Below are 22,109 nucleotides of genomic sequence, written 5' to 3'. Positions count from 1 at the left end.
CTCACCACGCGAAGCGCCGCTCGCTCGCGATCACGACGTCGAGCGTGACGTCGCCGCGCGGCGCCGGGCGCATCGCGAGCGAGGGCAGCACCTCCGCGACACATGCGCGATGCGCGCTCCCCAGCGTGCTCTCGACGACGCTCGTGCGCGTCGGGAGCTCGCTGCGGTCGAAGCGGACGCGCGCTCGCACGATCCCTTGCTCCGCGCCCGCGCCGTGGTCGCGCGCGCATCGCTCGACGCGCTCGACGAACCCCGCCATCGCGCGATGCACGTCGAGGACGGCGCGGTCGCGATCCTCGGTCGGCGCGTGCGCCTCGACGACGCGCACCTCGCGCACCACGAGCGCGTACCACGGACGCGGCGGCGGGACGTCGGCGCGCGCGAGCGAGACGAGCGCGAGCGCGAGCGCGAGCACCGCGCAGACGATCGACGGAGCGGACGAGCGTGCGTGCACGTGGACCTCCGAGAGCGCTACGACGCGCGATCGCTCCGCAAGTTCCGTCCCTGGGCCGCCTCGGCGGACGGCTCGAGCCGCGCGAGCCGCGACTGGGCGGCCTCGGCGGCGTTTCCCCGCGTGCGAGCCGCGACTGGGCGGCCTCGGCGGCGCTTCCCCGCGTGCGAGCCGCGACTGGGCGGCCTCGGCGGCATTTCCCCGCGTGCGAGCCGCGACTGGGCCGCCTCGGGAGCGATTTCTGCGCGCGTCGGGGCCGTCGAGGCGCCTTTGGCACGCTTTCGCGTCGCGACATGCGTCCGAGGCGGCCTCGGCAGCGAATTCGCGGGATGCGAAGGGCTTCGAGGCGGCCTTGCCAGCGAATTCCCGCGATGCGGAGCCCGCCGAGGCGGCCTTGCCGGCGAGTTCCCGCGGGTGCGGAGCCCGCCGAGGCGGCCTCGGCAGCGACTGCGACCTCCGCGAACGGTGACGCCCCCGCCTCGGCGGCGATCTCACTCGAGCCAGCGCCGCACTCTGCCCGCGAGCGACTTGAGCGCCGACGGGTGCTCCGCGCTCGCGAGCTCGCCGGTGCGCGCGGAGATCGCGGCGTGGAACAGCCCTTCGACGCCCCCGGTCGCCTCGCCCGCGTAGCGATAACGAACGACGTAGAGCGGGTAGTAGACGAGCGCGGCCGCGCGGATGCGCACGTCGACCTTCGCGTAGAGCGCCGCGTGCGGCTCGCCGCGACGTCGAAGGCTCGCGCGCGCCGTCTCCTCGGCCTCCTCGCGCGGGACGTCGGGCAGCACGCGCTCGTGATCGTCGATCGCGTTCTGCGCGCCATCCTCCGAGCGCAGCGCGACCATGTCGGAGCGCGCGATGCGCACCTTCGCGCTCGGATCGATCGCGAGGTGCGCGCGCGCGAGCACGAGGATCTCGCCGTCGTGATGGCGGAACCCGCCGGTCGGGAGCACCGCCGGGCGACCGCGTCCAGTCGGCATCGTGGTGAGCCCGACGTGGAAGCCGTCGGCCGATCCCTCGAAGCGCCAGAGCGGCACGAACACGCGCTCGACGGGCCCGATCTCCGCGCGGTCGACGTCCGCGGGCCGCGCCCATCCGCGCGTCACCGCGTCGCGCGCGCGCCCGTGGCCCGCCATCGTCCCGAACGTCGCGGGGACGACGAAGGTGTCGCGCTCGTCGACGTCGATCGGGCGCGAAGGAGGCGTGACGAGCGGCGGGAACGGCATGGCGCCCATCGTACTCCGCGCGGGTCGTGCAGCTGCCGCGAGCGCGGTGCACGATGCGAGCGCGCCATGCGCTCGATCGATCCGAAGCGCGCGTTCTCGCTGCACTCGTCGCTCGGCAAGGTGGTCGGCGTCGCGATCGCGTTCGTGTGCGCGACGGGCGCGCTCGCCGCGCTCGCGCCCTCGATCGATCGCGCGCTGGTGCCCGCGTCGCGCATCGACGACGCGCGCGCTGGGGATCGTCGCGCGCGTTGGAGCGCGCTCCTCGCGTCGGCGGAGGCGCACGCGCACGGCGGGCAGGTGATCGTGCTCTCGGCGCCGCACGTCCCGGGCGTCGCGGCCGAGGCGATCGTTCGTCACGGGCCGCGACACTTCGAGCGGCTCTACCTCGATCCGCGCGACGCGCGCGTGCGCGGGCGCGGCGCCTGGTGGAACGTGCAGCGCTTCGCGCGCGATCTGCACCGCTCGCTCTTCCTCGGCGAGAACGTCGGCATCTTCGTCGTGGGCGCGCTCGCGGCGCCGCTCCTCGTCTCGACGCTGAGCGGCCTCGTGCTCGGGCTGCGCACCAAGCAGCGCTGGCGCGTCCGCTGGCGCGCCGGTCGCGAGCGCGCGCTGCGCGACGCCCATCGTGTCGTCGGGCTCGCGCTCGCGGTGATGGCGCTGCTCTGGGGCGCGACCGGCGCGTGGTACTGGGCCGAGCTGATGCTCGGCTGGGCGCACGTCTCCGTGATCCCCGGGCTGCCGCAGGTCGAGGCGCGCGCCGGCGCGCAGCCGCGCGAGCTCGACGAGCTCGTCGAGCTCGGCGAGGCCGCGTACCCCGAGCTCGTCGTCGACTCGATCGCGCTGCCGACCGCCCGCCGTCCCGTGCTCTCGCTGCTCGGGCACGACGGCAGCGTGCTGGCGCGCGATCAGGCGTGTCAGGTGTTGGTCGAGCCGTACGAGGGACGCGTGCTCGGCGTGTGGAGGCCGGACGCGATGGGCGTCGCCGAGCGCTGGGCGCACGCCGCCGATCCGCTGCACTTCGGCGAGCTCGGCGGCACGCCGACGCGCGTCGCGTGGGGCGTGATGGGCCTCGCCGTCGCGATCGTCGCCGGCGTCGGCCCGTGGATCCGGTGGCGACGGCGCCGCGCGTGATGATCAGGTCGCGCTCGCGGCGTGCACGGTCGCGCGCGCGACGCGCGAGGACGTGCCCACGACGAGCGCGTCCTCGACCAGCCCGCGAAGGCGATGGGGACGATCGCTCGCGTCGCCGCCCACGCGGAAGCGATGCGTGAGGAGCGCGCCGAAGTACGCGGCGACGCCGCCGAGGAGCGCGCCCGCGAGCACCGGCCGGCGCCCCGCGGCGAACACGGCGGCGCCGGAGAGCGCGCCCGAGACGCAGCGCCCCGCGAGCGACGGGGGCGCGAGGCGGCTCGGCACGCCCGGCAGCATGTCGCCGACCAGCTCGGCCCACATCGAGAGCCGCAGCGCGCGGCGCAGCGCGGGCCGCTGGAGCGCCCGCCACGCCGCGCTCTCCTGCGCGATCCCGGCGTTTTCCGCGTGCTTCGCGAGCTGCGCGATCGGCGCTGCAGCGCGCCCGCCGGAGAGCGCGCCGAGCAGGGTCGCGCGCAGCACGGTGCGCGCGAGACTCGAAGGAGCCGCCGTGTCCATGCCCTGAGCGGAGAGCAACTCGGAGGCCGAGAGGGAGGGACGCGCGCTCACCGAAGTACATCGAGCCGCTGGAGGCCTGTCGATGCGTGAGCTGATCCCGCTCTTGTTCCTCGGGGCGTTCGTCGCCGTTCCGATCGCGCTGGTCGTCGCGTTCGTGCAGCTCCGCGCGAAGGCGCGGCGCGCCGCGCAAGAAGGCCCGTGGAGCGCGCTCGCGCAGCAGCTCGGCGGGCGCTTCGAGGGCGGCCGCATCTTCGTGGACCGCGGCGCGTATCAGCTCACGCTCGACACGAAGCTCGTGTCGGTGATGCAGGCCGCGTCGACGCCGTACTACCCGGACGGCGGCACGTTCACCGAGGCGCGCGTCGCGTTCGATCCGCGCGGCACCACCGCGATCCTGCCCTCGCCGGACGCCGTCCCGCTGAAGCTCGAGCTGCACGAGCTCTCGCGCATCCCCGCGCTCGCGACGCTCGCCGAGCTCACGCGGCTGCCCGCCGGCACGCGCGTGTTCCTCGGCGCGAAGGACGCGCGCGTCGTGATGCACGGCGCGATCGTCGACGCGAGCGTGATCGGCGCGGCGATGCGCTCGCTCGACACGCTCGCGCAGGGCGTGTCGGCGAGCGGACCGCTCGCGCAGATCGCGTGATTCACTCGGTGCGCTGGTCCTGCGGAACCAGGATGCGCGCCTGGTACGGCCCGACGCTCACGTCGATCGCGCCGCCCGCGCCCACGGTGAACGTCGTCTCGGGCTCGAGGAGGTCGACCAGCACGGTGCCCTCCGATGCGTCGAGCGCGTTGCGGCGCGCCGCGTCGGTCATCGAGCTCGCGTGGCCGCCCTGCGCGTTGATCACGACGAGCGCGTAGTCGCCCTCGCTCGTCTCGCGCTCGAACGCGACGACACCCGCGTCGCCCGCGTCTCCGGTCGCCTCGGTCGTGTAGACGAGCTCGAAGTCACCGTGGGTGAGCGCGCGATATCCGCGGCGGATGCGCGTCAGTCGCGCGATCCACTGGAAGGTCTCTCCGTCGGTCCGATATCCGCTCCACCAGAGCGGCTCTCGGTTCATCGGATCGTTGCCGCCCGCATACTCCTGCTCGGTCCCGTAGTAGATGCAGGGGATGCCGTCCTCGGTGAGCAGATAGGCGAGCGCGGCGCGCATCGCGGCCGGGCCCTGCTCGTCGGGGCGGTCGTAGAGGAAGCGCGGCACGTCGTGGTTGTCCATGAAGTTCACGAGCAGGTCGCGCGGCGCGACGCCGACGCCGCCGGGCTGCGGCTCGGTGCCGTAGTTCACGCCGCGCTGCTCGTAGAGCGAGCGGATGCGATCGGTCGGTCCACCGCGCTGGAACACGTCGCCGAAGACCTGGAACTTCTGCGAGAAGTAGAAGACGGAATCGAGACGTCCGGGGCGCGTGTAGCTCCCGATGAGCGCGTCGTCTCCGTCGAACGCCTCGCCGAACATGAAGAAATTCTCTTTGCCCGCGGCGGCGAGACGCTCGCGCACGCGCGGCGCGAAGTCGTCCCAGAACTCGTATTCGACGTGCTTGAGCGTGTCGATGCGGAACCCGTCGATGTCCGTCATCAGCACCCAGCGCACGTAGGAGTCGACCATCACGTCGCGCACTTCCTGGCGCGTGGTGTCGAGATCCTTGAGCCCGCCCGGGAAATCTCCGAGCAGCGTCATCTCGCGCACCAGCGACTGGCACGCTGCGTCGCCGCCGGGGCAGTCCCAGTGCGTCACTCGCCCGCGCCGGTTGTACATCGACGGATCCGCGAGCACGGCCGGGTTGGGGCGCACTCGGAAGATCTCGGGCATGTCGAAGAAGCGAATCGTCGCGGGGCCGCTCTCGCCGAGCGAGGTCCAGCCCTGGATGCCGCGAGGATCGTAGTCGGGATCGTACTCGCTGATGCGCGTCACCGGGCTGCCGCCGCCCGAGCCCGCGACGGTCTCGTCCGGCTGACCGTTGCCATTGATGTCGTAGTAGAAGATCTGGCCCATGTGGTTCGTGACGATGTCGAGGATCACGAGCATCCCGCGCTCGTGCGCCGCGTTCACGAACCCGCGCAGGCTGGCCAGATCGCCGAAGTGCGGGTTGAGGCGCTCGAGATCGACCGCCCAATAGCCGTGATAGGCGTCGAACCCAGCGTCGTAGTCGACGTTGAGCACGATCGGGCTGATCCACAGCGCGGTGACGCCGAGCTCCTCGAGGTAGTCGAGCTGATCGACGATGCCCTGCCAGTCGCCGCCCTGATAGCGCGCGAGCGCGCCGGGCTCGAGGCGGTAGTCCGTCGACGCGTCGCCGTTGGCGAATCGATCGGTGAGGAGCTGATAGATGATCTGATCGCGCCACTCCGTCGTGTTCGTGCGAACCACGACGTCGCGCACGCCGTCGAGCTCGCCTTGCACGCACGAGCTCGCGCAGAGCGAGGCGGTGAGCGCAGTGGCAGTCAGGAAGATCTTGTGTGCTGCGTTCATGATCGTTCTCCCTGATCTCAAGGCGCGTAGCTGGAGCTCGAGAACCACCACTCGACGGACACTCCGAGGAAGTGCTCGAGGTCCTCGCGCGAGCGCGGATCGGCGTCGTTGTACAGGCGCTGCGCGCCCTCGTCGCGCGCCGTGAGCACGTAGTGCAGCCGGATGTGCGGGCGCGTGTAGCTGCCGCGGCCCCACGGCGAGACGAACGGGATGAACCCGAACTTGAACACCGCGCCGCCCTCGGGGTCGCCGCTGATCTCGTTGAGCGCGGTCGTCTGCATGCCCTGGAAGCTCAGGTCCGCCTGGAGGCCCGCGAAGCGTCCGAGCCACACGATCGGGCGCACCGAGATCGCGCCCTCGGAGATCGCGCTGCGATCGAAGACCGACGGATCCGCGTCGCGGAAGAGGCGCCACCACGCGCCGAGCATCACGCCGATGCCGATGTCGTTCGACTCGTTCCACTCCCAGTTCGCCGAGAGCGCGAGCCGGATCTCCTCGGCACGCCCCGTCGAGATCACGGTGCCGGTGCGGAACGGGACGCCGAGCGGGTCGTACGCGCCGAGCCCGCGCCCGTAGCGGAAGAACAAGTTCGCGAACGTGCGCTGGCTCCCGATGTACCCGCCGACCTGTGCTCCGAGCACATATCCCGAGTCCTCGGGAAGCCCCTCGAGCGTTCCGTCGGGACGGCGACGCTCACCCGCCGCGAGGAAGTGCTGCTCGCCGTAGAGCACGGCCTTGAGGCCCATGTCGGCGAAGCGCCCGAAGGGCCACCACGTCGCGCGGCCCGCGACGACGATGCGCGGGCGATCGAGCACGAACACTTCGTCGGGCAGGAAGCCCGCGCGCGCTGGGAAGAGATCGACCTGCCGCTGGAAGGGATTGTTCGGCTGCGACATGCCGACCGAGAGCGCGAACTCGAGGTCGTCCTCGAACGCATAACGAAGACCGCCGCCGACCATGTTGAGGTTGTCGAGCGGCCAGAAGTTCATGAGGTAGACGTCGTCGCCGCGGACCATCCGCGAGCCGCCCCAGATCGACAGGCCGCTCACCAGGATGTTGCTCGCCTCGGCGAAGAGGTTGCGGATCGCGATGCGCTCGTCGAACTCGCCGTCGTAGTGGAAGAGCGGCCCGGCGTACGCGACGGTCGCGACGATGCGCGTGTCGATGCCGAACATGCGGTCCTCGCGGCGCAGCTCGATCTCGGCGTAGGTGTCGTCCTCGTCGACGCGCGGCGCGAACGAGACGATGCGCGACTGGCGACCGGTGCGGCCCTGCAGATCCGACGCGGCGACCACGCGGCCGTACGAGCCGAACTGGAAGCCGCTCCAGAAGTCGTCGCCGTCTTCTTCGTCGCCGTCTTCGTCGTCGTCGTCCGCATCGCCGGCGTCGGACTCGGTCGAGCGCGCCTCGGCGAGCGCGCCCTCGGGCGGCGCCTCGGCGTCCTCGGCGGCGTCGATCACCGCGTCGGCGGCGGCGGCTTCCTCGCTCGGCTGGGTCTCCAAGCCGCTCGGCTCGGCCGGCTCGAGCGGCTCTCCGGGCGGCGGCGCGTCCTGCGCTCGGGCCGAAAAGGCTGGCAAAACGAGCGTCAGAAGCGTGACGCAGACCAGGGAGACTACGTTGCGCACGGCGCGGACGATACTCGATCGGAGAGCCGGTGGAAACGGGATCGAAACCGCGCTAAGTCGAAATCGCGCGCCGCCGGGTGCGCGACGATGACCACCACCGCCTGAACCGAGCGCTCGAGCTTCTCTCCCGCCCCGGCGATCCGCGCGATCGGCGCGTGCCGGGCCTCGGAACGGTGGTGTTCATGTCTGGTTCGATGTCGTCGCGCCTCGTGGAGGCGCGCGGGCTCTCGTTCGCGTTCGGCGACGGAGCGCCGCTCTTCGAGTCGTTGGATCTCTCGCTCGCGCCCGGCTGGCACGGGCTCGTCGGTGAGAACGGCGCAGGCAAGACGACGCTGCTGCGTCTGATCGCCGGTGAGCTCGCGCCCGACGCGGGCCGTGTGATCGTGGTCGATCACGCGCTCGTCGTGCTCTGCCCGCAGCGCGTCGACGAGATCGACGCGCACGTGCGCGAGCTCGCGTCGCGCGACGACGGGGACGCGCAGCGGCTGCGCGCGACGCTCGCGCTCGACGTCGGCTCGCTCGCGCGCTGGGCGACGCTCTCGCCCGGCGAGCGCAAGCGTTGGCAGGTCGCGGGCGCGCTCGCGCGCGAGCCGGACGTGCTGCTGCTCGACGAGCCGAGCAATCACCTCGACGCCGATGCGCAGCGCGCGCTCGCGCGTGCGCTCTCGCGCTTCCGCGGCGCGGGTGTGATCGTCTCGCACGATCGCGCGCTGCTCGATGCGATCACCGCGCGCACGATCCGCCTCGACGCGCGACGCGCGCGAGTCTGGGAGGGCGCGTACTCGGACGCGCGCGAGGCGTGGATCGCGGAGGAGGACGCACGCCGCACGGAGCGCGAGCTGCTGCGCGATCGCGCGAAGAAGGAGGCGCGGAAGCTCGAGCACGTGCGGCAGGAGAGGGCGCGCGCGGAGTCGATGCGTTCGACGTCGAAGCGGATGCGCAACCCGGGCGACTCCGACTCGCGCGGGATCCTCGCGCAGACGCGCGCCGACTGGGCGGAGGCGCGCCTCGCGCGCAGCGCGGCCGTGCGGCGGGGCGCGGTCGAGCGCGCGGAAGAGCGCGTCGAGGCGCTCGGCCCCGTCACGAAGGCGAAGGGGCGCTCGGTGCTCTTCGCGTACGAGAGCTCGGCGAAGAGCGTCGTGCTCGCGATCGACGCGGAGGAGGTGCGCGCGGGCGAGCGCGTGATCTTGCGCGACGTGCGCCTCTCGCTCGGGAGGCACGATCGCGTGCGCCTCGAGGGACCGAACGGCGCGGGCAAGACGACGCTGCTCCACGCGCTGATGGCGAACGCGAGCGCGCGCGTGCTCTTCGTGCCGCAGGAGATCGCGCGCGAGGAGACGGCGCGCACCGTCGCGTCGCTGCGTGCTCTACCCGGCGATGCGCGCGGTCGCGCGATGTCGTTGCTCGCGGCGCTGGGCGCCGATCCCGCGCGCGTGCTCGCGTCACCCGAGCCCTCGCCGGGCGAGGCGCGCAAGCTCGCGATCGCGCTGGGTCTCGCGACGGAGGTGCACGCGGTGGTGCTCGACGAGCCCACGAACCACCTCGATCTGCCGTCGATCGAGCGGCTCGAGGAGGCGCTCGAGCGCTACCCGGGCGCGCTGCTCGTGGTGACGCACGACGCGCGCTTCGCGGCGAAGATCGCGAACGAAGCGTGGCGCATCGAGGGCGAGCACGTCGTGCGCGCGCCGATGTGATCCGTCGTCGCCCGTGCGCGCTCGAGTCGCGGCTCGTGGGGCGGACCGCCTCTCGAGAACGTGATCGAGCGCGCTGGCGCGTCCATCGCATCGCGTTTCGTGCATGGAGCCGGCGCACGCGATCGACCACGCCGCCTCCGATCCATCACGCCCGCTCGAACGGAGGTCGTCGTGAAGATCGTCGTGATCGGAGGCACGGGTCTCATCGGATCGAAGCTGGTCGCGCGGCTGGAGGCGCGCGGCCACGAGGCGGTCGCGGCCGCGCCGAACACCGGCGTGAACACGATGACGGGCGAGGGGCTCGCGGGCGCGCTCGAGGGCGCGCAGGTCGTCGTCGACGTGTCGAACTCGCCCTCGTTCGAGGCGGACGCGGCGATGTCGTTCTTCACGACCTCGACCCGCAACGTCCTCGACGCCGAGAAGGCCGCGGGCGTGCGGCATCACGTCGTGCTCTCGGTGGTGGGCACCGAGCGGCTCACGGAGAGCGGCTACTTCCGCGCGAAGCGCGCGCAGGAGGACATCATCAGCGCGTCGGGCGTGCCCTACACGATCGTGCACTCGACGCAGTTCTTCGAGTTCGTGAAGGGCATCGCGGACGCGGCGACCGTCGGCGACACCGTGCGCCTCACGCACGCGCGGGTGCAGCCGATCGCCGCGGACGACGTCGCGGAAGCGATGGCGAGCGCCGCGCTCGGCGCGCCGAAGAACGGCGTGCTCGAGGTCGCGGGCCCCGAGCAGTACGGCCTCGACGACCTCGTCAGCAAGGCGCTGGTCGCGCGAGGCGACGCGCGTCGTGTCGCGCGCGACGAAGACGCCGGCTACTTCGGCGCGCACGTGGAGGAGACGACGCTCGTGCCCGGCGAGGGCGCGCTCGTCTTCGCGACGCGCTTCGACGACTGGCTCTCGCGCTGATCTCAGTAGTCGGTCGGGTGCACGTACGGGTGGCTCCAGAGCGTCACCTGGAGCAGGCACGACTTCACCCACGCCTGGTGCATGCGCTCGACCTGCTCGGGCGCGTCGCCCTTCCTCGCGAGGAACGGGCGCAGCGTGTGCGTCACCGGGAACACGAGCAGGAAGAGATCGCGGAACGGCACGATCGGCGCCGCGCTCGCGCCGTCGGTGCGGTTCTTCTTCACGCGGTGGTGGCGCAGCGCGATCTCGTGCTGGTAGTCGAGCCACTTCTGGTCGTGCTCGGCGCGCGCGGTGTCGAGGATCCACTGGCCGAAGCGCTTGCGCACCGCGTCGAGGTAGCCGGGGAGCGGCGCGCGCGTCGTCGCGTCGGAGAACGACGCCAGCAGGTGCGGTTGGCTGCCGACGAAGCCGTACCAGACGTCCAGGATCGCGTCGGTCTGATCGGCGAGCACGCGCTCCGACGCGCGCAGCGCCGCGACGTCGTCGTCGCCGAAGAGCACCGAGCGCTTCATGCGCTCGAAGTCGTCGAGCGTGATCGGAGAGCGCGCGAGCGAGCTGCTGCCGTACGTGTAGCCGGGGATCGTCATGACGTGCTTTCTCCTCCGCGGGACGGAGCCCGCCCTTCGTCCGCGAGCGAGCGGCTCGCGGGAACGCGTGCGTGGTGGCGAGGTGCTCAGCGCGAGCGCGTGAGCGCGTCCCAGTTGCTCGCCGCGAGCTCGGCCGAGGCGGGGACCTGATCGACGCAGTCGAGACGCAGCTGGTCGTTCGCGAGCGGCGCGTCGACGAGCGCGCAGTGGTGCGGCTTGCCTTCGCCCGGGTGCGCGTTCGCGCGGAAGTGCGTGCACCCGAGGCACATGCGGCTCACCGGGATCTGCTCTCGCTCCTGCAGCGTGCGGATCATCTTGAGCAGCCCGCGATAGAACGCGGCCTGCTCGTCGGGCTCGAGCGCTTCCACCGCGGTCGCGAGGAAGTCGGGCCAGCCGGCGGCGCGCTTCGCCTCGCGGCGCCCACGCGCAGTGAGCGCGAGCAGCGTGGCGCGCGCGTCGTCGGGGTCGACGAGCTTCTCGACGAGGTCCTTCTCGACCAGCGTGCGCGCCGACTCGCTCACGCCCGGGAGCCGCAGCGCGAGGCGCGCCGCGAGCGCCGACGGGCGCATCGGACCGGCGGTGAGCAGCGTCGCGAGGATCTGCCCCTGCGTGGGCGAGAGACCGCGCTCGCCCGCGGCCTGCGAGGACTGGTGCTTGAGCGCGAGCCCGATCTTCGCGAGGCCGCTCGCGATGCGCTGATCGAGCGGCTCGGTGTGGTCGTCGAAGAACGACCCGGGCGGCGGCGCTTGCTCCATGCGTCGTGAAGATGCTTCGGAGTCCGAAGTACGTCAATCGAATTGCTTCGGACTCCGAACTATCTCGTGCTGGAGATGTGCGCGGCGCGCGACTAGATCGCGCGCATGGACGTGTTCGTGGTGCGTCACGCGATCGCGGAGGACGCGGCGCCAGGGCAGGACGACGCGCAGCGCGCGCTGACGCGTGATGGTCGCCGGCGCTTCGAGCGCGCGGTGAAGGGGCTCCGCGCGCTCGACGTCACGTTCGAGCGCGTGCTTCACAGCCCGTGGAAGCGCGCGGTCGAGACCGCCGAGCTGCTCGCGCCCGTCGTCAGCGGCCCCCTCGAAGAGACGCCGCTGCTCGCGAAGGCGCCGTCGCCCGCGCTCTACGAAGCGCTCTCGCGACACACCGAGGAGGGCCCGATCGCGGTCGTCGGGCACCAGCCCTGGCTCGGCGAGGCGATCGCGTGGCTCGTGCTCGGCGACACGAAGCACGGCGGCACGATCGATCTGAAGAAGGGCGGCGTCGTGTGGCTCGAGGGCGAGCCCAAGCGCGGCGAGATGCGGCTGCGCGCGCACCTGCCTCCGCGGGTGCTGCGCGCGCTGCGGTGATCACTCGGCGGGCGCGGGGGTCGGCATTCGCGTGCTCGGCACCGCGGGCGTCGGCGCGGCACCGCCAGGCAGCTTCGCCGCGGGCTGCGCCGGGATCTCGGTGCGCGCCTGCGACGCCTCTTGCGCGACCGCGCGCGTGCTCGGCGCCGAGGGGGTCTCGAGGATCACGCGCGAGCTGCGCTGCCACGTGAGGTACGCCCACGCCCACTCGAAGAGCACCGCGAGCCGATTGCGGAACTCGACGAGGAACATGACGTGGATGAAGAGCCAGAGGACCCACGCGACGAAGCCGGCGAGCTTCACGCGTCCGATCTCGGCGATCGCCTTCGCGCGTCCGATCGTCGCCATCGAGCCCTTGTCGCGATACCGGAAGGGCAGCCGCTCCTGGCCCTTCACCGAGCGCACGATGTTCTTCGCCGCGTGGCGTCCGGTCTGCAGCGCGAGCTGCGCGACGCCGGGGAGCATCTTGCCGTCCTGCTCCTTCGAGATCAGGTCGCCGAGCATGAAGATCTCGGGGCGCGCGGGCACGGTGCAGTCGTCCGCGACCTTCACGCGTCCGGCGCGATCGAGCTCGGTGCCGAGGTCCTTCGTCAGCGGGCTCGCGCGCACGCCTGCGGCCCAGAGGATCGTGTTGCTGCGCACGACCTCGTCGCCCATGTGCACGCAGCCCTCTTCGATCTTCGTGACCTTCGTCGAGAGGCGGACCTCCACGCCGAGCCGCTTCAGCTCGGCGAGCGCCTTGTCGGACAGCTCGGGCGCGAAGGTCGGCAGGATGCGCGGGCCCGCCTCGACCAGCACGACGCGCGTCGTGGTGGGATCGAAGTGGCGGAAGTCCTTCGCGAGCGTGCGCCCCGCGATCTCCGCGAGCGCGCCCGCGAGCTCGACCCCGGTCGGGCCCGCGCCGATCACGACGAACGTCGTCAGCTCGCGGCGACGCGCGGGATCGGGCTCGCGCTCCGCGCGCTCGAACGAGCGGAGGATGTCGTTGCGGACCTCGATCGCCTCGCCGAGCGACTTGAGACCGGGCGCGTGCGCGGCCCACTCGTCGTGGCCGAAGTACGCGTGCGTCATGCCGGTCGCGACGACGAGGTAGTCGTACGCGAGCTTCGAGCCGTCCTCGAGCCAGACCTCGTGCGCCGCGGGATCGATGCGCGCGACCTCCCCCATGAGCACGGTCGCGTTGCGCTGGTGCGCGAGCAGGCGGCGGATCGGCGACGCGATGTCGGGCGCCGCGAGCGCCGCGGTGGCGACTTGATAGAGGAGCGGCTGGAAGAGGTGGTGGTTGCTGCGGTCGACCAAGGTCACGCGCACCGGAGCGCGCCGGAGCGCGCGCGCCGTCGCGAGCCCGCCGAAGCCTCCACCGAGGACGACGACGTGAGGTTCTTCCTTGCGCAGCATGGTTTCTCCTCGGTTTCCGGCCCGTAAATGGACCCGACGACGCGGTGCGTCAAGCGCGCGTCATCGCCGGTCCTCTCCCAACATGGCAAGCGGTCCCCGGAGGCGCGAGCCGTCTTGCGCGAACCGCGCCAGCGCAGGCCGAACGCCTCATCGTAGCCGCTCGAAGAGCGCGAGCGGAGGGTCCCACGACACGCGTGCTCGCACGCGAAGAGCCTCGAATGGTCGCGCCGCTGCAACAAGAGCGGACGCGTGCAGTCGATCGCAAGAACGGACAAGCACCGCGACCGGGCTCGTGGCACCCGTGGGATGCGCATCCGCCGGGGGGCGATGCGCGAGCACAAGATCGAACAAGCGATGCGACGAGCGCGTGGCGACTTGCCGTCCTGGACGACGCGGTGGGCGCCTCTCGCGGGACGCGAGGAGGAGACCCGTCTGCGCGAGCAGTTGGGGGGTGACATGAGCCAGCGGAACGCACGTGGACTGAGCGTCGCGCTCTCGCCGAGCGACGCCGCGCCGAGCGAGGCATCGTCGGCGCCGCGCGGTCTGACGCGCGCGACCGCGCGTCGCGCGCGCGTGATGATCGTCGACGACAACGCCTGGCTGCTGCGGACCATCGCGGACGTGCTCGCGCGTGCGGGGCTCACGGTGGTGCCGCTGAGCGATGCGCGCGTCGCGCTCGAGCTCGCGTCGCGCGTCTCGTTCGACGTCGTGCTGGTCGATCTCGAGATGCCCGACGTCGACGGTGCGCGCGTGCTGCGCGACCTCTGCCGCGTCGCGCCGTCGACGAAGCGGTTCCTGATGACGAGCTCGAGCGACGAGGCGCGCATCGCCGAGCTCACGCCGTTGGTCAGGCGTGTGCTGCGCAAGCCGTTCACGCCGGATGCCCTGCTCGGGGCCCTTCACGAAGAGGGAGTGGTGCGCGAGGTCGGGACCAGGGCATGATGCGCCGAGCGAAGGGCGCGCGTCGGGGGGCGCCGCGGTCTTCGCGAGGGTCGAGGGAGAGAACGACGAGGATGCGCGTACGCGGGTGATCGGGGGATCACCGCGCGTACGGCGAACGCTGCGGGGGCGTGGGGGCGCGTCCGCAGCGAACGTCCGGCGATGCGAGCGAGGTGGGGCCTCGCGAGGATCGTCGGGTCGCGATGCCGGCCGGGGCCTGGGGGGGAACCGGCCGGCATCGCGAGCGCGGAGACACGTACCAGGGGGACCTCCGCCACGGGCGCGGGAGCGCTGGCTCCCGCGCCCGTGCGCGGCGGATTGGACAGGAGACACACGTGCATCGATCCCGAACCGCGTCGAGCTCGTCGCTGCGCGTCGTCGCGCGCGAAGAGGCGCAGTCGACCGCACCGAGCGCGGCGCTCGCGCAGCTGGTGTCGGACGCCGTGAGGATCGAGCGCGCGCCGCACGATCGCGCGCGATCGCTGAGCCGGATGCCGTGGACCGAGTCGTCGTTCGCGTCGGTACGGAGGAGCCGCGGCGCGGCGCTCACGCGCAGCAGCGAGATCGAGATCGACGTCCGGATCGAGAAGACCGCCGTTCACCCGGTGTGCCCCGCGCCCTCGTGCCCGCCGCGCAGCGAGCGACGGCGCGTGCAGGCGATGGCGAGCGCAGGCATCGCCGTGTTCGAGTGGAGCCCGAACGGCGACCGCCTCCACGTCGAAGGCGCGCTGCACGAGGGCGTCGAGGGCGCGACGTGCCGCGACGCGCTCGTGTCGTGCTTCGATCCCGCGCAGCGCGCGGCGCTGGCGCGCGCGCTCGAGGACGCCGCGCGCTCGCAGCAGCGCATCGAGATGGAGCTGCGCGTGCACGGTCGCGACGAGTGGCTGCTGCTGCGCGGTGAGGGGCGCGCGGAGCCGACGCCTCACGTGATCGGCGCGCTCGTCGACGTCACCGACGCGAAGCGGCGCAGCGAAGCGCTCGCGCAGGCGCTCGAGGCCGAGCGCGCGTCGCGGCACGAGGCCGAGCGCGTGAACCGCGCGCACGAGGAGTTCGTCGCGATGCTCTCGCACGAGCTGCGCGGGCCGCTCTCGGCGGTCCTCGGCTGGGCGCAGATCCTTCGCTCGGGGGCGTGCGATCAGCCGACGCTCGCGAAGGCGATCGAGGTGATCGAGCGCAACGCGCGGGCGCAGGAGCGCATCGTCTCGGACCTGCTCGACGTCGCGCGCGCGCTCGCGGGCAAGCTGCTGCTCGATCGCGGGCGCCTGCGCGTCGCGGATCCGGTGCGCGTGGTCGTCGAGGGGCTCCGCGCCGCGGCCGAGCGCGCGCAGGTGGAGCTCTCGTTCGGGCCGATCGCGCGGGATGCGTTCGTGCTCGCGGACGTGTCGCGCGTCGAGCAGATCGTCTCGAACCTCGTCTCGAACGCGCTGAAGTTCACGCCGCCCGGCGGGCGCGTGCGGGTGTCGGTCGAGCGCACCACGGAGGTCGCGCGCATCGTCGTGGAGGACACCGGGCGCGGGCTCGACGCCGAGGTGCTGCCGGTGCTCTTCGTGCGGTGGCGTCAGGTGCGGCGGAGCGACTCGAAGCGCGGCGGGCTCGGGCTCGGGCTCTCGATCGTGAAGCAGCTCGTGGAGCTGCACGAGGGGCGCGTCAGCGCGACGAGCGAGGGAGTCGGGCGCGGGAGCACGTTCGTCGTCGAGCTCCCGCTCGTCGGGGTGACCGAGAGACCGGACGCCGTGCTCGCGCCGATGGAGGCGAGCACCGCGCTCGCGGGTCGCCGCGTGCTCCTCGTCGACGAGGATCGCGACGCGGTCGAGCTCGCGTCGCGCGCGCTGCGCGCGTCGCACGCGGAGGTCGTGGCGACGTCGTCCGAGGACGATGCGTGGCGCGAGCTCGAGAGCGGCGGCCCGTGGGACGTGCTCGTCGCGGAGCTCGGCGCGCCCGACGAGCGCGGCCGATCGCTCGTGCATCGGTGGCGTCTGCGCGAGCGCGAGACGGGCGCGCCGCACCTGCCCGCGCTCTGCGCGTCGGTGTACGCGCGCGCGGTCGATCGTCAGCGCGCGCTCGATGCGGGGTTCGACGAGCACGTCGTGAAGCCCGTCGCGTCGCACGCGCTCGTCGCGGCCGTCGCATCGCTCGTGTCGGGAGCGCGGGTCCCTCGATGAAGTCCGCCGCTCTCGGGCCTTTCGCCGCGCTCCGCGCGCATAGGTGCTGAAGGACGCGGGGGGCAGATGCGACCGATCGGCAGTGTACGCGTCGAGTACGTGAGGGACGGGCGCGGCGTCGAGCTCGCGCGAGTCGAGCTCGGAGCGCCGAGCTGGTGGGTGAGCATGGCGGAGGGGCTCGTGCTGCTCCTCGTCGTGCGAGGGGAGGGCACGGCGCGCTGCCGCGGCGAGCGCATCGTGCTGCACGAGGGCCTCGCACGACTATGCATGCCGCACGAGGTCGCGGTCGTGGAGACCGAGCGCACTCCGATCGCGCTCGCGTTGTTCCAGGTCCCGCGCGCGCTCTTGCGGAGCGCGGCGGAGCGTGCGGAGCGCTTCGAGGTGAGCCCCACGCTCGCCGCGCTCGCCTCCGACGTGGCCTCGCGCTGGCAGCGCGATGCGCGTGACGGCATCGACGACGCGCTCACCGAGATGCTCGCGCTCCTCCCGAGCGCGCGCACGATCGCGGCGGAGCGACCGCGTCGCTCGGTGCTCGAGCCGGGCGCGGTGCGTCGCGCGCGGCTGTACCTCGAGAGCCGGTTCCGCACGACGCCGACGCTCGACGATCTCGTGGCCGAGAGCGGGGCGAGCAAGTTCCACCTCGCGCGCTCGTTCCGCGCGTACCACGGCGTGCCGCCGCACACGTACCTCAACTACTACCGGCTCGCCGTCGCGCGCACGCTGATCGCGAGCGGCGCGCGCGGCTCGGACGCGGCGGTCGCGACGGGCTTCGCCGATCAGAGCCACTTCAGTCGCTCGTTCCGCAAGCTGATCGGCGTCTCACCGCTCGCCTACGCACGCGTCGGCGATACGCGCACGACGGGTCGGGGCTCGTCGGTGCGGCGCGTGCCCGACGCGCGAAGCGGCGACGGCGGCGGACCACGCGCCTCGTCGGAAGAGGGCGCCTGATGGGCCAGCGGATCGCGCTCTCGGCGGGCGTGGCGGAGGTCGTCGCGCGCGCGTGCGAGCTCGGCGAGCTGCTCGCGGAGTCGGAGCGCGTGCACGCGCTCGCGCTCGTGGAGCGAGTCCGTCGAACGATGCGGCGCCGCGCGTCGAGCGATGCGCTCGCGTCGCTCGCGTGCGCGCTCGTCTGGGGCGGACAGCTCGGCGTCCCGCCGGAGCGGGCCGCCGTCGCGAGCCTGCGCGCGACGCGCGCGCGCATCGACACCGCGTGCGTCGAGCTCATGGCGATCGGCGCGGCCGAGGGCGCGGGCTCGGCGGCGGTGTCGCTCGCGAGGCGATCGGTGGCGCGCGCGGTGGTGCGCGCGCTCGAGCTGCCGGTGATCGCGGAGCGACGCGTCGACACCGTGCTGGCCGGCGCGCTGGTGCGCGAGCTCGTGTGGTGGCGGGCGCGCGCGGGCGTTCGCCCTCGTGCGCGGCGGCGCCCGGCGCGAGCGGCGCACGTCGTCGTGATCTCCGCGGACGCGTCGGTGCGCGATGCGCTCGCGATCCACGTCGAGAGAGCCGGCGCGAGGGCGTCGACGGCATCGGCGATCGCCGACGTGCACGTGCTGCTCGACGCGCTCTTCGTCGACGCGATCGTGTGCGGCGACGACGCGCTGCACGACGCGCTCGCGTCGGGGTGCGCGATGCGCGACGGCGCGCCTCCGATCGTCGCGGTGCGAGCGCGCGAGCTCGACGCGGTGCGCGACGCGATGATCATCGCGCAGATGGTCCGGACCTCCGGCGAGGGCTGAGCGCCCGAAACGCACGAAGGCCGCGCGGTCACCCGCGCGGCCTTCGTCGTTCGAGCTGTCGCGCGTTCAGTACGCGCCGGCCTCGAGCCCGCCGATGACGTTGCGCAGCGGCGCGGGCGCGAGCTGCGGGCTCGCGCTGCGGTTGCGCTCGCACTCCACGGCCCAGAGATAGAAGCACGTGTAGTAGACGCCCTTGAGGTAGCCCGAGACCGCCCAGAACGTGTTCGTCAGCGTGAAGAACACGAGGATGCCGGCCGCCGGGTGCACGTTCATCGCGAGCCACGAGTACGCCGCGTACGCGGGGACGATCGTCACCGCGCTCAGCAGCCACGACACGAGGCCCATGCCGACGACGCCCACGCCGACCTGCGTCGGGTCGTTCTCCATCAGCGCCTTGCTCCGCTTGAGCGCCGCGAAGAAGCCCTGCTGCTCGACCACGAGCGCCGGCATGATCACGTAGGTCGCGGTCGTCCAGATCATCCGGATGACCCCGAGGATCATCGGGCCGACGAGGCGCATGATCCCCTGGCGCTGCGACGCCAGGTTCGAGAGGAAGTCGAAGATCGCCGACACGACGGCGAACACCAGGATGCCGGGGCTCGCGCGGAGCGTGCGGCTGAACGCGGGCCCGATGCCCGCGGTGCCCGTCGTGACCTGGTCGTACACCATCGACGCGGTCAGGCCGCCGCAGAAGTAGTCGATGAAGTAGAGCGCCGTGAGCCCGACGACGGTGAACAGGTAGCCGACGGTGTACTGCCACTCGACCGGCGTGAACGCGAGGACGAGCGCGAAGAGGATGTTCACCGGGACGGCGATCGCGAGGTTCAGCGCGACGGGCGTCAGGAGCTTCGGGTTGTCCTTCACCATCCCGAGCACCTGGCCCATGAAGCCGAACACGCGGAAGAACGATCCCATCGTCACACCCCCATCAGTTTGGTTGGCGGGGGCGAGGCTATCACGATGGGCGGGACGGATGTCCAGCGTGTCCGTCGTGCGTCAGGGCATCCCGGCGCCGCGCGGGAGGCGGCCCGGCTTCGCGAAGCACACCACGGCGTCGTAGCCGCCGAACGCGAGCGCGTTGTTGAGCACGACGTCGACCTCGTGGTCCTGCGCGACGTTCGCGACGACGTCGACGGGGCACTCGGGGTCCGGCGTCTCGTAGTTCGTCGTCGGCGGGATGATGCCGGTCTGCAGCGTCATCACGCACGCGATGGACTCCATCGCGCTCGAGGCGCCCATGCAGTGCCCGATCATGCTCTTGATGCTCGTGACCGGGACGCGCTTGTCGCCGAACACCTTGCGGATGACGAGCGCCTCGACCGAGTCGTTGTTGGGCGTCGCGGTGCCGTGCGCGTTGATGTGATCGACGTCGTCGATCGTGAGCCCGCTCGACTCGATCGCCTGGCGCATCGCGGTGATCGATCCCGCGCCGTCGGGGTGCGGGCGCGTGATGTGGTGCGCGTCGCAGGCGAGGCCGTAGCCGCCGACCTCCGCGAGCGGCACCGCGCCGCGGCGCACCACGCTCCCCTCGCTCTCGAGCACGAGCATCGCCGCGCCCTCGCCGAGGATCAGGCCCTTGCGGTTCTTGTCGAAGGGCATGCACTTGTCCGGCGACATCGCGCCGAGCCGCGCGAACCCCGCGTACTCGAGCTTCTCGATGATCTCGACCGCGCCGGTGATCGCCACGTCGGCGCGCCCCGCGCGGATCTGATCCGCGGCGAACCCGATCGCGTAGTTGCCCGCGGCGCACGCGGCGGGGAGCGTCTGCACCATGCCCTTGCTGCCGAACGCGCGCGCGACGTGGATCGGCAGCAGCGTCGTGCCGTAGCGCGGGAGCTTCGCCGAGGGGACGGCCTCGTTGCCCTCGTGGATCCACGCCTTCTGCAGCTCGCCGAGCACGTTCGCCTCGCCCATCGTGGTGCCGATGACGACGGCGGTGCGCTCGCCCGCGAGCGCCTGTCCCTTGAGCCCCGCGTCCTCCGCGGCCATGCGCGCGGCGGCGATCGCGAACGCCGAGCAGCGACCGGCGCGGCGCGACTCCGCGGCGCTCATGTAGTCGCGCGCGCGGAACCCCTTCACCTCGCCCGCGAGGCTGCGCCCGATCGACGCGGTGTCGAACAGCGTCACGTCGCTGATGCCCGAGCGACCTTCGACGAGCGCCTGCCAGTACGCCCGGCGGCCGAAGCCGAGCGAGCTGACGACGCCCATGCCCGTGACGTAGACGCGACCCATAGGGAGGCGCGATATTGGCGCCCGGCCTCCTCGCGTTCAAGCGCGCGCGCCGTGCGAATTCTCGTCGACGGCGAGCCACCCGAGGCGGGCTATGATGCGCGTGTGCTCGCTGTCGGCACACGGCTCGGCGCCTACGACATCCTCGCGAAGCTGAAGGCCGGTGGGATGGCGACGCTGTTCCTCGCGCGTCGCTCGGGCGCTGCGGGGTTCCGGAGGCACGTCGCGATCAAGGTCGTGCACGAGCACCTCGCGAGCGATCGCTCGTTCGTGCGGATGTTCGTCGACGAGGCGCTGCTGCAGGCGCGCATCCACCACCCGAACGTCGTGCACGTCGAGGAGCTGGGCGAGCAGGACGGACAGCACTTCCTCGTCATGGAGTACGTGCACGGCTGCTCGCTCGCGCAGCTGATGGACGGGCTCGCGCGGCGAGGGCGCAGGCTGACGCCCGAGATGGCGTGCAACGTCGCGGCGCAGGTCCTCGCGGGGCTCCACGCCGCGCACGAGCTGCGCGACGAGCAGAGCGCGCTGCTCGGCGTCGTGCATCGCGACGTGAGCCCTCAGAACGTGCTGCTCGCGTACGAAGGGCACGTGAAGCTCATCGACTTCGGCGTCGCCAAGGCGAAGAACCGACAGTCGACCGTCGGCGGGTCGCTCAAGGGCAAGCTGCGCTACATGGCGCCCGAGCAGGCGTTCGGGCGCCCGGTGGATCGGCGCTGCGACGTCTACGCGATCGGCATCGTGCTCTGGGAGATGCTGACGATGCGCAAGCTCTTCCAAGCGGAAGAGGACCTCGCGCTGCTCGAGCTCGTGCGGCACCCGAAGGTCGATCCGCCGAGCACCTACGCGCCGGAGATCTCGCCCGCGCTCGACGCGGTGGTGATGAAGGCGCTCGCGCCGAACGTGGAGGACCGCTTCGCGACCGCGCACGACATGCGCCGCGCGATCGCGGAGGCGCTCCCGGGCGCGGTGATGATCGACGCGGCGAACCTCGCCGAGCTGCTCGCGGCGGTGATGGACGCGGCGATCGAGCGCGACCTGCGGCAGCTGCCGCCGAGCGTCTCCGCGGTGATCGAGAACGTCGAGCGTCGCGACGCGCTCGGTGCCCGCGGCGACGAGGCGCTGAAGACGATGACGATCAGCGCGGCCGGGATCGACTACGCGCCGGAGGAGGAAGCGAGCGAGCGCGTCTCGATCCCGCCGACGATCGTGCGCACGAGCCCGACGCCGGCAGCGCCGACGTTCGTGGCGCCGGAGGCGAAGCCGACGCCGCGCGCGCCGTGGATCGCGATCGCGGCGGTCGTGCTCGCGGTGCTCGTCGCGATCGGGATCGGCGCGGCGGTGGTGATGCGCCCGGCGAGCGATCCCGAGATGACCGTCACGCCGCTCGCGCCGGCGAGCCCCACGCCTGCGGTCGCGCCGGTGGTCGCGCCCCCGCCCGCGATCGCCGTGCCCACCGCGCCCACGGCGCCGCCCGCCGACGCCGTGGAGCCCGGGGCGCCGTCCGCCGTGGAGCCCGCGGCGCCGCCCGCCGACGCGGTGGCCGAGCAGGAGCGCCCGTCCGCCGAGCCCGAGGCCGTGCCACCGCGCGAGACCACGGCGCGACCGACGAGCGAGAGCGCGCCGCGCCGCGCGACGCGCGAGCGCCCGGCGCGCCGCGCGCCGGTGCCGCTGGCAGACGAGTTCTGAGAT

Annotated in this window: 20 protein-coding genes; 10 read left to right on the top strand and 10 right to left on the bottom strand. The window is 72.6% G+C overall.

What is annotated here, in order from left to right:
* Position 1: 1 nt before the first annotated feature.
* Together DB32_RS46990 and DB32_RS46985 are read right to left on the bottom strand one after the other, a co-directional pair.
* Positions 2-454: a hypothetical protein gene (locus tag DB32_RS46990; protein WP_053234780.1), complete on the bottom strand. Its 453-nt coding sequence runs from the start codon at positions 452-454 to the stop codon at positions 2-4.
* A gap of 488 nt (positions 455-942) precedes the next feature.
* The gene (locus tag DB32_RS46985; RefSeq protein ID WP_157069305.1) at positions 943-1,674 is read right to left on the bottom strand and encodes a hypothetical protein; all 732 of its coding nucleotides are present in this window, start codon (positions 1,672-1,674) and stop codon (positions 943-945) included.
* Positions 1,675-1,740: 66 nt separating this feature from the next.
* Between DB32_RS46985 and DB32_RS46980 the strand changes: the two genes are divergently transcribed.
* The gene (locus DB32_RS46980) at positions 1,741-2,805 is read left to right on the top strand and encodes a PepSY-associated TM helix domain-containing protein (RefSeq protein WP_053234778.1); all 1,065 of its coding nucleotides are present in this window, start codon (positions 1,741-1,743) and stop codon (positions 2,803-2,805) included.
* 3 nt (positions 2,806-2,808) lie between these two features.
* Here DB32_RS46980 and DB32_RS22935 read toward each other — a convergent pair whose 3' ends face one another.
* Positions 2,809-3,285 carry a DUF4126 family protein gene (locus DB32_RS22935; RefSeq protein ID WP_169791521.1) on the bottom strand — a complete coding sequence of 159 codons (477 nt, stop codon included), beginning with the start codon at positions 3,283-3,285 and terminating at the stop codon, positions 2,809-2,811.
* 118 nt (positions 3,286-3,403) lie between these two features.
* On the opposite strand from DB32_RS22935, the gene DB32_RS22930 reads away from it, so the two are divergent.
* Positions 3,404-3,964, top strand: coding sequence for a hypothetical protein (locus DB32_RS22930; RefSeq protein ID WP_053234776.1), 561 nt, complete (start codon positions 3,404-3,406; stop codon positions 3,962-3,964).
* 1 nt (position 3,965) lies between these two features.
* Here the strand turns inward: DB32_RS22930 and DB32_RS22925 are convergent, their stop codons facing one another.
* Together DB32_RS22925 and DB32_RS22920 are read right to left on the bottom strand one after the other, a co-directional pair.
* Positions 3,966-5,789 (bottom strand): alpha-amylase family glycosyl hydrolase, encoded by a 1,824-nt coding sequence (locus tag DB32_RS22925; protein WP_053234775.1) that lies wholly within the window; start codon positions 5,787-5,789, stop codon positions 3,966-3,968.
* A 17-nt stretch (positions 5,790-5,806) separates the two neighbouring features.
* Positions 5,807-7,291 carry a carbohydrate porin gene (locus DB32_RS22920; RefSeq protein WP_053234774.1) on the bottom strand — a complete coding sequence of 495 codons (1,485 nt, stop codon included), beginning with the start codon at positions 7,289-7,291 and terminating at the stop codon, positions 5,807-5,809.
* 305 nt (positions 7,292-7,596) lie between these two features.
* Between DB32_RS22920 and DB32_RS22915 the strand changes: the two genes are divergently transcribed.
* The gene (locus tag DB32_RS22915) at positions 7,597-9,108 is read left to right on the top strand and encodes an ATP-binding cassette domain-containing protein (protein ID WP_240481240.1); all 1,512 of its coding nucleotides are present in this window, start codon (positions 7,597-7,599) and stop codon (positions 9,106-9,108) included.
* A gap of 171 nt (positions 9,109-9,279) precedes the next feature.
* Positions 9,280-10,020: an SDR family oxidoreductase gene (locus DB32_RS22910; protein ID WP_053238918.1), complete on the top strand. Its 741-nt coding sequence runs from the start codon at positions 9,280-9,282 to the stop codon at positions 10,018-10,020.
* A gap of 2 nt (positions 10,021-10,022) precedes the next feature.
* On the opposite strand, the gene DB32_RS22905 is transcribed toward DB32_RS22910, so the two are convergent.
* The gene (locus DB32_RS22905; protein WP_053234773.1) at positions 10,023-10,607 is read right to left on the bottom strand and encodes a protoglobin domain-containing protein; all 585 of its coding nucleotides are present in this window, start codon (positions 10,605-10,607) and stop codon (positions 10,023-10,025) included.
* Between the two features lie 86 nt (positions 10,608-10,693).
* On the bottom strand, positions 10,694-11,362 hold the full coding sequence (locus DB32_RS22900) for a MarR family winged helix-turn-helix transcriptional regulator (protein WP_053234772.1): 669 nt from the start codon (positions 11,360-11,362) through the stop codon (positions 10,694-10,696).
* A gap of 105 nt (positions 11,363-11,467) precedes the next feature.
* Here DB32_RS22900 and DB32_RS22895 point away from each other — a divergent pair, with 105 nt between their 5' ends.
* A complete protein-coding gene (locus DB32_RS22895) occupies positions 11,468-11,953 on the top strand; it encodes a SixA phosphatase family protein (protein WP_053234771.1) in 486 nt (161 codons plus the stop codon).
* On the opposite strand, the gene DB32_RS22890 is transcribed toward DB32_RS22895, so the two are convergent.
* On the bottom strand, positions 11,954-13,351 hold the full coding sequence (locus DB32_RS22890) for an NAD(P)/FAD-dependent oxidoreductase (RefSeq protein WP_053234770.1): 1,398 nt from the start codon (positions 13,349-13,351) through the stop codon (positions 11,954-11,956).
* Positions 13,352-13,807: 456 nt separating this feature from the next.
* Between DB32_RS22890 and DB32_RS22885 the strand changes: the two genes are divergently transcribed.
* From DB32_RS22885 to DB32_RS22870, 4 genes are all read left to right on the top strand, one after another.
* Complete coding sequence (locus DB32_RS22885; RefSeq protein ID WP_169791520.1) at positions 13,808-14,293, top strand: response regulator; 486 nt, start codon at positions 13,808-13,810, stop codon at positions 14,291-14,293.
* Between the two features lie 332 nt (positions 14,294-14,625).
* The gene (locus DB32_RS22880; protein WP_053234768.1) at positions 14,626-16,452 is read left to right on the top strand and encodes a hybrid sensor histidine kinase/response regulator; all 1,827 of its coding nucleotides are present in this window, start codon (positions 14,626-14,628) and stop codon (positions 16,450-16,452) included.
* A 99-nt stretch (positions 16,453-16,551) separates the two neighbouring features.
* Positions 16,552-17,400, top strand: a complete 849-nt coding sequence (locus tag DB32_RS22875; protein ID WP_169791519.1) for a helix-turn-helix transcriptional regulator — start codon at positions 16,552-16,554, stop codon at positions 17,398-17,400.
* On the top strand, positions 17,400-18,188 hold the full coding sequence (locus DB32_RS22870; protein WP_053234766.1) for a hypothetical protein: 789 nt from the start codon (positions 17,400-17,402) through the stop codon (positions 18,186-18,188). Before DB32_RS22875 ends, DB32_RS22870 begins: the two co-directional genes overlap by 1 nt.
* A 66-nt stretch (positions 18,189-18,254) precedes the next feature.
* Here DB32_RS22870 and DB32_RS22865 read toward each other — a convergent pair whose 3' ends face one another.
* A complete protein-coding gene (locus DB32_RS22865; RefSeq protein WP_157069303.1) occupies positions 18,255-19,103 on the bottom strand; it encodes a DUF6159 family protein in 849 nt (282 codons plus the stop codon).
* Between the two features lie 81 nt (positions 19,104-19,184).
* On the bottom strand, positions 19,185-20,420 hold the full coding sequence (locus DB32_RS22860; protein ID WP_053234764.1) for a beta-ketoacyl-[acyl-carrier-protein] synthase family protein: 1,236 nt from the start codon (positions 20,418-20,420) through the stop codon (positions 19,185-19,187).
* A 51-nt stretch (positions 20,421-20,471) separates the two neighbouring features.
* Here DB32_RS22860 and DB32_RS22855 point away from each other — a divergent pair, with 51 nt between their 5' ends.
* On the top strand, positions 20,472-22,106 hold the full coding sequence (locus tag DB32_RS22855; RefSeq protein WP_157069302.1) for a serine/threonine-protein kinase: 1,635 nt from the start codon (positions 20,472-20,474) through the stop codon (positions 22,104-22,106).
* The last annotated feature ends 3 nt before the right edge of the window (positions 22,107-22,109 follow it).

The sequence above is a fragment of the Sandaracinus amylolyticus genome, from assembly GCF_000737325.1.
GTDB lineage: Bacteria > Myxococcota_A > Polyangia > Polyangiales > Sandaracinaceae > Sandaracinus > Sandaracinus amylolyticus.
Note: the sequence above shows the minus strand (reverse complement) of the source record. Positions and strands in the feature narration are given on the sequence as shown.

Bases quoted from the DNA above. Each gene is read 5' to 3' on its own strand.
- DB32_RS22865 (WP_157069303.1), bottom strand. From the start codon at position 19,103: ATGGGATCGTTCTTCCGCGTGTTCGGCTTCATGGGCCAGGTGCTCGGG.
- DB32_RS22860 (WP_053234764.1), bottom strand. From the start codon at position 20,420: ATGGGTCGCGTCTACGTCACGGGCATGGGCGTCGTCAGCTCGCTCGGC.
- DB32_RS22905 (WP_053234773.1), bottom strand. From the start codon at position 10,607: ATGACGATCCCCGGCTACACGTACGGCAGCAGCTCGCTCGCGCGCTCT.
- DB32_RS22900 (WP_053234772.1), bottom strand. From the start codon at position 11,362: ATGGAGCAAGCGCCGCCGCCCGGGTCGTTCTTCGACGACCACACCGAG.
- DB32_RS22895 (WP_053234771.1), top strand. From the start codon at position 11,468: ATGGACGTGTTCGTGGTGCGTCACGCGATCGCGGAGGACGCGGCGCCA.
- DB32_RS22930 (WP_053234776.1), top strand. From the start codon at position 3,404: ATGCGTGAGCTGATCCCGCTCTTGTTCCTCGGGGCGTTCGTCGCCGTT.
- DB32_RS46980 (WP_053234778.1), top strand. From the start codon at position 1,741: ATGCGCTCGATCGATCCGAAGCGCGCGTTCTCGCTGCACTCGTCGCTC.
- DB32_RS22890 (WP_053234770.1), bottom strand. From the start codon at position 13,351: ATGCTGCGCAAGGAAGAACCTCACGTCGTCGTCCTCGGTGGAGGCTTC.
- DB32_RS22925 (WP_053234775.1), bottom strand. From the start codon at position 5,789: ATGAACGCAGCACACAAGATCTTCCTGACTGCCACTGCGCTCACCGCC.
- DB32_RS22885 (WP_169791520.1), top strand. From the start codon at position 13,808: ATGAGCCAGCGGAACGCACGTGGACTGAGCGTCGCGCTCTCGCCGAGC.
- DB32_RS46985 (WP_157069305.1), bottom strand. From the start codon at position 1,674: ATGCCGTTCCCGCCGCTCGTCACGCCTCCTTCGCGCCCGATCGACGTC.
- DB32_RS22870 (WP_053234766.1), top strand. From the start codon at position 17,400: ATGGGCCAGCGGATCGCGCTCTCGGCGGGCGTGGCGGAGGTCGTCGCG.
- DB32_RS22915 (WP_240481240.1), top strand. From the start codon at position 7,597: ATGTCTGGTTCGATGTCGTCGCGCCTCGTGGAGGCGCGCGGGCTCTCG.